Annotated in this window: 9 protein-coding genes; 3 read left to right on the top strand and 6 right to left on the bottom strand. The window is 72.2% G+C overall.

Annotated elements, in window-relative coordinates; genetic code table 11:
• The first annotated feature begins 112 nt into the window (after positions 1–112).
• The gene (locus PV363_RS08585; protein WP_301022127.1) at positions 113–2,254 is read left to right on the top strand and encodes an alpha/beta hydrolase; all 2,142 of its coding nucleotides are present in this window, start codon (positions 113–115) and stop codon (positions 2,252–2,254) included.
• 82 nt (positions 2,255–2,336) lie between these two features.
• Here PV363_RS08585 and PV363_RS08580 read toward each other — a convergent pair whose 3' ends face one another.
• Positions 2,337–2,687 carry a hypothetical protein gene (locus tag PV363_RS08580; protein WP_220343869.1) on the bottom strand — a complete coding sequence of 117 codons (351 nt, stop codon included), beginning with the start codon at positions 2,685–2,687 and terminating at the stop codon, positions 2,337–2,339.
• Positions 2,688–2,849: a DUF3117 domain-containing protein gene (locus PV363_RS08575; protein ID WP_139087699.1), complete on the bottom strand. Its 162-nt coding sequence runs from the start codon at positions 2,847–2,849 to the stop codon at positions 2,688–2,690.
• Between the two features lie 100 nt (positions 2,850–2,949).
• On the opposite strand from PV363_RS08575, the gene PV363_RS08570 reads away from it, so the two are divergent.
• Complete coding sequence (locus tag PV363_RS08570) at positions 2,950–3,744, top strand: enoyl-CoA hydratase-related protein (protein WP_220343868.1); 795 nt, start codon at positions 2,950–2,952, stop codon at positions 3,742–3,744.
• Between the two features lie 9 nt (positions 3,745–3,753).
• On the opposite strand, the gene PV363_RS08565 is transcribed toward PV363_RS08570, so the two are convergent.
• From PV363_RS08565 to PV363_RS08555, 3 genes are read right to left on the bottom strand one after another with little or no spacing between them, the layout of a single operon-like run.
• Positions 3,754–4,587, bottom strand: coding sequence for a M14 family zinc carboxypeptidase (locus PV363_RS08565; RefSeq protein ID WP_301022126.1), 834 nt, complete (start codon positions 4,585–4,587; stop codon positions 3,754–3,756).
• A gap of 14 nt (positions 4,588–4,601) precedes the next feature.
• Entirely contained in the window at positions 4,602–5,177 is a 576-nt protein-coding gene (locus PV363_RS08560) for a DNA-3-methyladenine glycosylase I (protein WP_220343866.1), read from the bottom strand.
• Positions 5,170–5,478 (bottom strand): DivIVA domain-containing protein, encoded by a 309-nt coding sequence (locus tag PV363_RS08555; RefSeq protein ID WP_220343865.1) that lies wholly within the window; start codon positions 5,476–5,478, stop codon positions 5,170–5,172. The genes PV363_RS08560 and PV363_RS08555 overlap by 8 nt, the downstream gene beginning before the upstream one ends.
• 15 nt (positions 5,479–5,493) lie before the next feature.
• On the opposite strand from PV363_RS08555, the gene folP reads away from it, so the two are divergent.
• A complete protein-coding gene (folP, locus tag PV363_RS08550; protein ID WP_220343864.1) occupies positions 5,494–6,357 on the top strand; it encodes a dihydropteroate synthase in 864 nt (287 codons plus the stop codon).
• 21 nt (positions 6,358–6,378) lie between these two features.
• Here folP and PV363_RS08545 read toward each other — a convergent pair.
• The coding region (locus tag PV363_RS08545) for a hypothetical protein (RefSeq protein ID WP_301022125.1) at positions 6,379–6,642 on the bottom strand (264 nt) is incomplete at its 5' end.

Genomic DNA, 6,642 nt, shown 5'->3' with positions numbered 1-6,642 from the left:
GGTGCGCGCCGGCGGTAGGTGCCGTGTGCCCCCCCCGGGGCCCCAACCCGGGGGGCCGCCCCCCCCCCGGGGGGGCGCCGCGGGGGGGCGCCGCCCCACCGACGGAGGGACGATGCGCGCGAGGGAACCCGACAGCGACGGCGTCGTGGTGCGCGACGGGGTGCGCATCGCGTACGAGGTGTTCGGCGACGCTCCGCACACCGTCCTGCTGATGCCGACCTGGTCGATCATCCCGTCGCGCTCGTGGAAGGCGCAGGTGCCGTACCTGGCACGTCGATTCCGGGTGGTGACCTTCGACGGCCGTGGCTCCGGCGGCTCCGACCGTCCGGTGGGGCCGGAGCCGTACGCCGACGGCGAGTTCGTGGCCGACGCCCTGGCGGTGCTGGACCGCACACGCCGCGACCCGACGGTGACCGAGGCCGTGGCGGTGGCCGGGTTCTCCTGCGGCGTGGCCTGGTCGTTCGCGCTGGCGTGCGAAGCACCGGAGCAGGTGGCCGGGATCATCGCGATCGGCTCCGCACTCGGTCTGGTGCCGGGTCATCCGGAGCGGGAGCAGCACGCGTTCCTCGCCGACCCGCGCGACGGCCCGGCACCGCCGGGGTGGGCGTCCTTCAGCCGCGACAACTGGCTCCACGGCGACTACGACGCCTTCCTCAGGTTCTTCTTCGGGCAGATGTACACCGAGCCGCACTCGACCAAGAAGATCGAGGACTGTGTGGCCTGGGGACACGACATCGGGCCCGAGCGTCTCGTCGACACCGAGCTCGCGCGGACGGTGTGCCGTCGTCCCGAGTTCACGCAGAGCATCACGCAGGTCGACCTCCCGGCTCTCGTCATCCACGGCGAGGACGATCACATCCGCCCCTTCGCCGAGGCGGAGGCGCTCGCCGAGAGGACGGGGGCATCACTGTTCGCCGTGTCCGGCGGCGGGCACGCCCCCCACACGCGTGAACCGGTCGCCGTCAACCGGGCCATCGGCGAGTTCCTCGGTCGGCTCTGGCCTTCTGCGGAGCCGGCTGTGCGGCGGAGGTGGACCCCGCCGCGAGGGCGCCGACGGCGGGCGCTCTTCCTGACCTCGCCGATCGGCCTCGGTCACGTGCGACGCGACCTCGCGATCGCCGACGCACTGCGCGAGCGCCACCCCGACCTCCACGTCGACTGGCTCACCCAGTCCCCGGCCACCGGCGTCCTGGAGCGCGCCGGCGAGCGCGTCCACCCGGCATCGTCCCTTCTCGCGAGCGAGTGCGCCCACGTCGAGGACGAGGCCGGCGAGCACGACCTGCACGCCTTCCAGGCGATCCGTCGGATGGACGAGATCCTGGTGGCGAACTTCGGCGTCTTCGACGACGTGGTGAGCGAGGAACCGTACGATCTCGTAGTCGGCGACGAGGCGTGGGACGTCGACCACTTCCTGCACGAGAACCCTCAGCTCAAGCGGTTCGCGTATGCGTGGCTGACCGACTTCGTCGGCTGGGTCCCGCTGCCCGACGGGGGCGCGGAGGAGGCGGCGCTGACCGCCGACTACAACGCCGAGATGCTCGAGCAGCGTGCTCGGCTCGAACGTGTGCGTGACCGGTCGCTCTTCGTCGGCAACCCTGCCGACGTGATCACGGAGCCCTTCGGTCCGGGTCTGCCCGGCATCCGGGAGTGGACCGAGGCGCACTTCGCCTTCACGGGCTACGTCACCGGGTTCGAGCCGGTGGGCCCGATCGGACGGGCCGCCGTCCGCACCGAGCTCGGCCTCGAGGCCGACGAGCTGCTCTGCGTCGTCACCGTCGGGGGCTCTGCGGTGGGGCACCACCTGCTGCGTCGGGTGCTCGACGCGGTCCCACGGATCCGTCGCGAGGAGCCGCGCCTACGGTTCCTCGTGGTGACCGGACCCCGGATCGACCCTCGTACGCTCCCTCGCCTCCGTGGCGTGGACGTGCGGGGCTTCGTGCCGGACCTTCACCGGCACCTCGGAGCGGCCGACGTGGCGCTCGTCCAGGGCGGGCTGACCACCTGCATGGAGCTGACGGCACAACGCGTGCCGTTCGTCTTCGTGCCGCTGCGCCACCACTTCGAGCAGAACGTCCACGTGACGCACCGGCTCGCGCAGTACGCCGCGGGCCGGCGACTGGCGTACGAGCAGGCGTGCGACCCGGACCAGCTCACGTCGACGCTGGTCGCCGAGGCACGGCGCCGACCGTCGGGTCCGCCCGTGGAGAGCGACGGCGCCGAACGGGCGGCGGGCCACCTGGCCGACCTCCTCTGAGCAACGCGTACGAGGTTCCCGCCGCAGACCCACGGCGCCGCCCAGGGCGACGTCGGTGGCCTGCGGCGGGCACCTCGACCGATCAGGCGAAGGACGGGGTGGGCCTGAAGCCCGCAGCGCCTTCCGCGATCGCGACGACCTCGCACTCCTCGATCAGCTCCGGCGCGCTCCCGACGATCTGCGATCCGGGTGCCGAGGCCGCGGTGGCGGCGAACGACTCCTGGAAGGCAGCACGAGCAGCGTCGTCGACGAACACGTACACGCCCTCGAACCACGCGCCCTCACGAGCACGCCAGGTCTTGAACGCCAGTCCGTCCATGCCGGAGAACCGGTCGTAGGAGGTGTCCCGGACATAGGCCCTCAGCTGGTCCAGCGCGCCGTCGGGGGCGTCACGCAACGACCAGCGGACGGTCAGTCCGGGCTGGGAGCCCACTCAGACTGCCTTGAGGGCGTCACCCAGGTTGGATGCCTCGTCGTTCGTCAGCTCGACGACGAGTCGTCCTCCACCCTCGAGCGGGACCCGCATCACGATGCAGCGTCCTTCCTTGGTGACCTCCAGCGGACCGTCTCCGGTCCGAGGCTTCATGGCCGCCATGCGTTCCCCTCTCCTCCGTGCGCAGCGCGGGCGCGTGCACCTTGAATGCGTCCATTATCGCCCACGTCCCCGCCGGGAGTGAATGCGGCAGACTGACGCCATGACAGAACCCCACCCCGCCGTCGCCTACGAGGTCGCCGACGGCGTCGCCACGATCACGCTGTCGCGCCCCGACGTGCTCAACTCCTTCGACGATCTGACCAAGGTCGCGTTCCGTGACTCCCTGCACGCCGCGGCGGCCGACGAAGCCGTCCGGTGCGTGGTTCTGACGGGCTCGGGGCGGGCCTTCAGCGCCGGTCAGGACCTGAAGGAGCACGTCGCGAAGATGAGCGAGGGCGGCCAGCTCAGCAACACCGTCGAGGAGCACTTCAACCCGATGGTGCTCGCGATCACCACGATGCCCAAGCCGGTGATCGCCGCCGTCAACGGGATCGCCGCCGGCGCGGGCGCCTCGATCGCCTTCGCCGCGGACTTCCGGATCGTCGCCGAGTCCGCGGGGTTCAACCTCGCGTTCGCCGGCATCGCGCTGTCGGCGGACACCGGGGCGTCGTGGACGCTGCAACGGCTCGTCGGCCTCCCGAAGGCCACCGAGCTGCTCCTGCTGCCCCGTACGGTCCGTGCCGAGGAGGCTCTGGCGCTCGGTCTCGCGACGCAGGTCGTGCCCGACGACGCCTTCTCCGAGGCGGTCGCCGACCTCGCCCAGCGCCTCGCCACAGGCCCCACGCTCGCGTACGCCTCCCTCAAGCGCGCGCTCGCGTTCTCCGCCACCCACTCCTTGCCCGAGTCGCTCACCAACGAGGCCCGGTTGATGGCGTTGACCGGTGCGTCGGAGGACCACGGCACCGCGGTCAAGGCTTTCCTCGCCAAGGAGCAGCCCACGTTCGTGGGCCGCTGAGCCGCGGCGTCAGGACCGCGTGCCGCCGAGCGCCTTGAGGAGGCCGGTGGGCGCGGTCCGGGTCAGGTAGGCACGCGACGGACTGCGCCCGAGCTCGACCGTGACGAGCTGGCCGTCGAGCCGGTGGTTGAACCACTGCGACATCGTCCCGTAGCAGCCCGACCCGCAGGAGAATGACCTCCTGGGGAGCTTGAGGTGCTTCGCGAGCCGCCGCGCGAGCGGGCGGTTGCCGGTCCCGCTGGTGTCGATCCCGTACAGAGGCTGGTGGAACGAGACGACCTGATCGGGGGCGACCCGGCGGAGGAACCGCATCATGGCGCGCGTCTCCGGCTCGGAGGCCGCGCTCGGGCCCGACCAGGTGACGCCGCGCCTGGACCGCTTCCAGCGCCGTGGGAAGTTGCGGTTGAGGTCGACGCCACGGGCATTGCGTCGCGCCTTGCGGGCGACCCCGTCGGGGTTGGCACTCGGGACGACCCACAGGTCGAGGCCGGTGATCGGACGACCGTCGCGAAGGGTGCGGAGGATCGTCTGGGGCTTGCGCTCGTTGCCGTGCATCGCCGCGATGACGACCGCCGACCGGGTCGCGTCGGGGTCACCGAGCCGGAACGCGAGGATCGGGCGGCCCCTGCGGGAGCGGCCGATCACCACCCGCTCGACGACCGCAGGACGAGGCTCGGCGAGGCTGCGTGCCGGCACCACGACCCTCGACGGAGCCGTGCTGTCCGGCACGACCTGCCGCACCGACCGCGTGGCGGACGCCTCGGCCGCCGACGGGACCACGAGAGCCAGCGCGACAGCGCCCACGGCACTGCCGGCGAGGGCGCCACGCGTTGCTGTCCGCATGAGCCGATCCTCGCTCAGACCGGGTCGGTGCGCACCTGGCAGCCGGCGAGGTGGTCGTCGACCATGCCGACCGCCTGCATCATCGCGTACGCCGTGGTCGGGCCGACGAACCTGAACCCCTGCCGCTTGAGGCCAGCGGCCAGGGCGGTGGACTCCGGGGTCACCGCCGGGACGTCGGTCATCGAGAGCGGGCGCGGACGCGGCTCGGGGGCGAACGACCAGACCAGGTCGGCGAAACCACCGTCCAGCGCCCGGATGGCCCGGGCGTTGGCGATCGTCGCCTCCACCTTGGCGCGGTTGCGGATGATGCCGACATCGCTGAGGAGCGCGGCGACCCGCGCTGTGTCGTAGGCCGCCACGACCTCGGCGTCGAAACCTGCGAAGACCTCGCGGAACCGCGGCCGCTTGCGGAGCACGATGGCCCACGAGAGGCCGGACTGGAACGCTTCCAGCGTCAGTCGCTCGAACAAGCCTCGCTCGTCGCGGACGGGACGGCCCCACTCCGTGTCGTGGTAGGCCCGCATCTCGTCCGACGACTCCGCCCACGCGCAGCGCGCGACTCCGTCCGACCCGACGACCGCGTCACCCATCGGCGTCGTCCCGGGGCGTCACCGACGGCTCCACGGGCGACGACGGTGTGCTCTCGTCGCGCGCGCGGGCCTCCTTCTCGAGCCGCGCCATCAGCGAATCGACCTCGTCGCGCGCGTAGCCCCGCCAGGCCCAGCTGAAGCGCACCGCCTGCAGGTCGTCGGCCGAGAGCGTACGGTCGGCCGGCACGAGGACGTCACGACGCGAGGACGGCAGCGGTGCGAGGTCCCCGGTCCGTCCGGCGACGACCGTCACCACCGCACCGACGAGGACGGCTCCGACCACGACTCCGATCCAGATCACGCCTACGATCGTGCCATGGACCTCCGACTGCGCGGACGGGTGATCGCGCCCGGGGACCACGCGGTGATGGCGATCGTGAACCGCACGCCGGACTCCTTCTACGACGGGGGCCGCACCTACGACCTCGACGACGCGCTCGCCTACCTCGGCGTGGTGGTCGCGGAGGGGGCCGACATCGTCGACGTCGGCGGTGTCAAGGCCGGCTACGGCGACACGGTCGACGCCACGGAGGAGCTGCGGCGTACGGAGGACTTCGTCCGGGCCGCGCGCGAGGCGTACCCGGAGCTGGTGATCAGCGTCGACACCTGGCGCAGCGAGGTCGCCGACCGCCTGTGCGCCCTCGGTGCCGACCTGATCAACGACACGTGGGCCGGACACGACCCCGAGCTCGCCGAGGTCGCCGCGCAGCACGGCGCCGGTCTCGTCTGCAGCCACACCGGCGGCCTGCCCCCGCGTACGGACCCGTTCCGCCCCGCGTACGACGACGTGGTCGCCGACGTCGTCGCGAGCACGACCGAGCTGGCCGGGCGTGCGGTGGCGGCCGGGGTGGCGCCGGAGTCGGTGCTCCTCGACCCGACCCACGACTTCGGCAAGAACACCCGGCACTCGCTGCTCCTCACCCGTCGCATCGGAGAGCTGGTCGCGACCGGCTGGCCGGTGATGGTCGCTCTCTCCCGCAAGGACTTCGTCGGCGAGACCCTCGACCTCGAACGCGACGAACGGCTCGCGGGCACCTTGGCGGCCACGGCCTGGTCTGCGGCCGCGGGGGTGCGCGTCTTCCGCGCCCACGACGTCGCAGCCACCCGTCAGTGCCTGGACATGGTCGCGTCGATCAGGGGCGTACGACAGCCTGCGGTGTCGCGGCGCGGGCTGGCCTGATCGGCGGCTCGCGCCGGCCGCTCACCCGGAGCTGGAGGCGCCGACCGGCTCGGCCATCGCGGCGATCTGCTGGAGGAATGCCGCATAGACGTCTCGTGCCTTGGCGCTGTCGCCGTCGACCAGCCACGCGAGCACCACACCGTCGTTGACCACCACGAGCATGCGTGACAGCAGGTCCACCGGAACCGACCACTCGATGCCGGCGGCAGCCGCGATCCGCAGGAGGACCTCGCGGGCCGTCGTCCGGTAGGTCTCGTACTGCCACTGCGCGAGGTCGGTGAAGCC

Origin of the sequence: Mumia sp. (assembly GCF_028803055.1) — a bacterium.
GTDB lineage: Bacteria > Actinomycetota > Actinomycetes > Propionibacteriales > Nocardioidaceae > Mumia.
The sequence above is the reverse complement of the archived record's forward strand: the minus strand, read 5'-3'. Positions and strand labels throughout refer to the sequence as shown.

What these genes read in the sequence shown, in the direction of transcription:
- PV363_RS08575 (WP_139087699.1), bottom strand. Translation starts at nt 2,849, where the DNA reads ATGGCGGCCATGAAGCCTCGGACCGGAGACGGTCCGCTGGAGGTCACC.
- PV363_RS08565 (WP_301022126.1), bottom strand. Translation starts at nt 4,587, where the DNA reads ATGCGGACAGCAACGCGTGGCGCCCTCGCCGGCAGTGCCGTGGGCGCT.
- PV363_RS08560 (WP_220343866.1), bottom strand. Translation starts at nt 5,177, where the DNA reads ATGGGTGACGCGGTCGTCGGGTCGGACGGAGTCGCGCGCTGCGCGTGG.
- folP (WP_220343864.1), top strand. Translation starts at nt 5,494, where the DNA reads ATGGACCTCCGACTGCGCGGACGGGTGATCGCGCCCGGGGACCACGCG.
- PV363_RS08585 (WP_301022127.1), top strand. Translation starts at nt 113, where the DNA reads ATGCGCGCGAGGGAACCCGACAGCGACGGCGTCGTGGTGCGCGACGGG.
- PV363_RS08570 (WP_220343868.1), top strand. Translation starts at nt 2,950, where the DNA reads ATGACAGAACCCCACCCCGCCGTCGCCTACGAGGTCGCCGACGGCGTC.